Here is a 4116-nt window from a genome sequence, read left to right as displayed (position 1 = left end):
TACAAGCCCTCGGGGATCTGCAGGCACAGGTCGCGGGGCAGTTAACTAACGACCAAGGATGGCTGCGCAGCGGCCAGACCATGACGCTCCTTGCCACGAGCGTTAGTAATCGTGGTGAACAGCCGGATCAGCAGGGGATTGAAGGACAGTCGATCACGCTGTCTGGTCAGACTATCGATAACACGGGCGGGGCAATACGCAGCCAACAGGCCTTAGTCCTGAATATCGCTAAGCACCTGAATAATCGCGGCGGAATACTCTCATCCCAGCAGCAGCTGGTGCTCCAAGGGCGGCCTGACACTAGCGTCGATAACGAGGCGGGCACCTTCATTGCAGGCGATCATCTACAGATCAGCACGGGAACACTGAGCGGCCTCGGGGATCTACTCTCCGCAAACGCGATGACGCTCGCATTTAACCAGCATTTTCTGCATGGCGGACGGATCAGCGCGAATGGCAACCTGTCGGCCTCCTTTCACCAAGGCCTGACTAATCAAGGGCAATTGAATGCAGGCGGTGTGATGACCGTGCAGCTCCCGTTTCTCACGAATCTGGCGAGCGGTGAGCTGAGTGGTGGGCAGACGCAGTTATGGGTCGACGGCAGACTGGAAAATAAGGGGCTCATCGACGGTGGGCTCACTCATCTTCGCGCCGCACAGCTCGATAATCTCGCGGGGGGACGCCTCTACGCTGACCAGCTCGTGATAGAGACCCAGCGGCTGACTCAGCGCCAACATGCGGGCTTGGCACCGATTATTGCCGCGCGCCAGCAGCTATTGATTGCCACCCACAGCCTATACAATCTTGCCCAGAGCATCCTGTTCAGTGCAGGGGAACTCGTCGTCGGTGGTCGACTCACGGCAGCTGGGCAGGTACAGGGCGAGGCGATTGAATTAACCAATACCAGCGCGACCATAGAGGCACTGGGGGCCATGACACTCAGCAGTCAGTCGGTGAATAACCTCAATGAGACCCTGACCACCGCGTTGGTCGAGACCGAAAACGCCGCGCATCACGAAGTGGCCCTGAGTGGCTCGGCGCAGCGCTACAACTGGCAGGAGGTCGATACGCACGATAAAAATAAATATGGCGTACACCTCGCGAAACTGCCAGACGGCACGCAGGATGATGATTTCTATGAGTATCAATTTCAGCGTCGCGTCGTCGAGACTCAGCTAGTCACCAGCGACCCCGGTAAAATTATCGCCGGCGGGGATTTAACCCTGCACAGTGAACAGGTCACTAATCAAGATAGTTTGGTCATGGCAGGTGGTCGGTTACTCGGGGTGATCGGAACCTTAAATAATCGGGTGACTTGGGGACAACAAACGATCACCGATAGTGGCACGGTCACTCATTGGTATGCGAAGAAGAAAGATCGCCCCATCGGTGGCACGATCACCAGCCAAGGCAAGCGGCATAGCGCCTACGTCCCATCACCCATCGTGAAAACGGTCGATTTACAGCAGTCGCGCTGGCAGGAGCATGCCCACATCACGGGCGGGGGCACGGTGGTCACTGACCGTGAAACACAGGCGCTTACTCCCACGGCGAGTGGTGTTCGCCCGCTGGATAGCGATGCACGGCTGCCCTCTACGGTTACGCAGGCCCTCGACCAGCGGGCTAGCGTGACAGACACGCCGATAGGTTTTATCCCGGTGACTCTCACGCTGCCACACTCCGCGCTCTATCAGTTACGCCCCTCCTCCGAGGTGGCGTTCTTAATCGAGACCGACCCACGCTTCACCCAGCACCAGCAGTTTCTCAGCAGTGACAGGGTGTTTGACCAATTGGCGTGGACGGATGGGCGACTGGCGAAACGCTTAGGAGATGGCTTTTATGAGCAGGTCTTGGTGCGCGAACAGATTACCGCCTTAACCGGTAGCCGTTTTCTAAACGGGTTTAATAACGACGAGCAGCAATATCGCGCACTGCTCGATGCGGGGATAGCGTTCGCTCAGCGCCTAAACCTGACACCGGGTATTGCCTTAAGCGCAGAGCAGGTCGCACAGCTTACCCAAGATATGGTGTGGCTCGTGCAACAAGCGGTCACACTCCCCGATGGCTCTTCGCAAAGGGTATGGGTGCCGCAAGTTTACGCGCGGGTGCAAGCCGGGGATGTCACTCGCCAAGGCGGGCTGCTCTCGGCTCAGCAGACGCAGCTGCAACTTACTGGCAATCTGGTGAACAGTGGCAGCCTGATGGGGCGCGAATTAACCCAGATAACGGCCGAAAACATCACTAATCGCGGCGATATTAGCGGTCGCGATGTTGACCTTACCGCGCGTAGCAATATCAGTAATTTGGGTGGGCGACTGCACGCGGAGCAGAGCCTCTCTGCCTTCGCCGCAGGCGATATCATCAGTCAGACCCTGATGGCCGGCGATGACGATAACCGTTGGCGTGACCGGAGCGCCTCGATTTTTGTACAAGGGGATGGTGGACGTTTAACGTTGCAGGCACACCATGACCTCAAGTTGGTGGGCAGTCAGGTCAATAATCAGGGACAAGGCGGTCATACCGCGTTATCGGCGGGTAATGATGTCTACCTGAGTACGGTGGCAACCGCGAGCCATGAGTCGACACAGTGGGACAAAGGCAACAACCGACGCGTTACCCAGATGACCGAACTTGGCAGCCAGGTTGAAGGCAATGGCCAAATAACGCTGTTAGCAGGCCGAGATATCAACCTACAGGCTGCCAAGGTATTGGCGGGTGAGGCGCTGACGCTACGCGCGGGTCGAGACCTCACGCTAAGCAGTGGTCAGTCGCAACAAGCGGTCATTGAGAATAGCCAGCAACGCAGCGCCGGGTGGTTATCCAGTAAAATGCAGACGCGGCATGAGAGTATCTCAACCACGCAGGCATTAGGCAGTGCGGTGGAAGGGGAGAGCGTCCATCTGCAGGCGGGAAATGATCTGACCTTAGCGGGCAGCCGAGCCATTGGTACGCAGGTGGTGACGCTACAAGCCGGGAACCAGGTGCAACTGACCCAGACACAGAATAGTCGCCAAGAAGTCCATCGCTATGAGGAAAAACGTAAAGGCCTATCGGGCACCGGGGGGATTGGGTTTAGTTATGGGCAACACGCGCAGCGCACCACGGACGAGGGGGCATCGGTTAGCCACCTCGCAAGCTTAGTCGGGAGTAGCGAGGGTAGCGTCAAGGTCACTGCAGGCAATGGGATAACCCTCACCGGTGCCGAGTTGTTGGCGAAGCGAGATATTGACCTGGCCGCGAAGCAGGTCACTATTACAACGAGTGAATCACGCAGTACCCAGAGCCACCTCAGCGAGCAAAAAAGCAGTGGGCTGACCCTTGCGCTGTCAGGCGTGGTCGGCGGGTTGGTCAATCAGGCCATTACCCAAGCGACGTCGGCCAGCGAGGAGAGTAGCGGGCGGTTAGCGGCGCTAAAAGGCGTGCAAGCTGCCTTAAGTGGGGTACAGGCCTATCAGGCCCAACAGGGGGCTGGGCTCGCTGCCGAGTCACCGGGCAGTATGGTCGGCATTAATCTTTCCTGGGGAACCCAATCATCGAGCGCAACACAGACTCAGACCATGCAACAGCAGCAAGGCAGTCAGCTTACCGCCGGAAATAACCTGACGATTACCGCCGATGAGGGGGATGTTCGACTCGTCGGCAGCCATTTACAGGCCGGTCAGGACTTAACGCTCACGGCGCAGCGCGACGTACTCATCGAATCGGCGCAGAATAGCCAGCACCTGACGGGTAAAAACAGCAGCCAAGGCGGCTCTTTTGGTATCGGCATTAACTTTGGGAGTGGGTCGAATGGGATTTCGGTCAATGCGAGCCTCAATACTGCCAAGGGGCGCGAGAACGGTACGGCGATTTCGCACAGTGAAACCCTGCTCGATGCCGGTAATACGCTAAACATCGTCAGCGGCCGAGATACGCAACTGCAGGGGGCACAGGCGAGCGGACACAAGGTGTCAATGACGGTGGGGCGTAACCTGACCCTGACCAGCGAACAGGATAGCGATGATTACACTGCCACGCAGACCAGCGCCAGCGCCGGCGGTAGCGCGAGTATGGGGGGCGGCTCTATTTCCCTCAACGCGTCGCGCGATAACCTCGATAGCACTTACGCCTCGGTAC

The 4116-nt window shown here is 57.9% G+C and carries 1 protein-coding gene; it reads left to right on the top strand.

Annotated features, from left to right (window positions below; genetic code table 11):
• The coding region (locus tag HGT70_RS16400) for a hemagglutinin repeat-containing protein (RefSeq protein WP_214196572.1) at positions 1-4116 on the top strand (4116 nt) is incomplete at both ends.

The sequence above is a fragment of the Rosenbergiella collisarenosi genome (assembly GCF_018494085.1).
GTDB lineage: Bacteria > Pseudomonadota > Gammaproteobacteria > Enterobacterales > Enterobacteriaceae > Rosenbergiella > Rosenbergiella collisarenosi.
This window is presented reverse-complemented; position numbering and strand designations above follow the sequence as displayed.